The sequence below is a fragment of the Streptomyces sp. SID13726 genome (genome assembly GCF_010548375.1).
Classification (GTDB): domain Bacteria; phylum Actinomycetota; class Actinomycetes; order Streptomycetales; family Streptomycetaceae; genus Streptomyces.
The window spans coordinates 1-406 of record NZ_JAAGLY010000691.1 but is presented as its reverse complement, the minus strand read 5'-3'; the positions used below and the strand labels follow the sequence as shown (position 1 = coordinate 406).

At 65.8% G+C, this 406-nt stretch carries 1 protein-coding gene; it reads left to right on the top strand.

All coding sequences use genetic code 11. The annotated features are described in order from the left end of the window. Window positions 1-406 (top strand): hypothetical protein (locus G3I78_RS49805; protein WP_164437288.1); only part of this gene is annotated, 406 nt, incomplete at both ends.

Genomic DNA, 406 nt, shown 5'->3' with positions numbered 1-406 from the left:
AGGCGTCCTGGTGCAAGCAGGCCTGGCGCTGGAACCTCGACTTCGTCGTCGACACCCGCGGCGGCCTGATCACCCACACCTACGGCACCGAGACCAACCGCTACAAGCGCGGTATCTCGACTGCGAACCCGACGGGCACGCTCGAGCAGTACACCCGTGGCGGCCACCTCGAGAAGATCACCTACGGCTCGAATCTCTCCGACGCGGCCACCGTCAAGCCGACCGCGCAGGTTCTCTTCGAGACCGCTGAGCGCTGCCTGCCCGAGAAGGACGTCTTCGACTGCGCGCCGGAGAAGCTGACCGCGGCCAACCAGACGAAGTGGCCGGACGTGCCCTTCGATCAGAAGTGCGAAGCGACCGGTACCTGCGAGAACTACTCGCCGACGTTCTGGAGCACCAAGCGGCT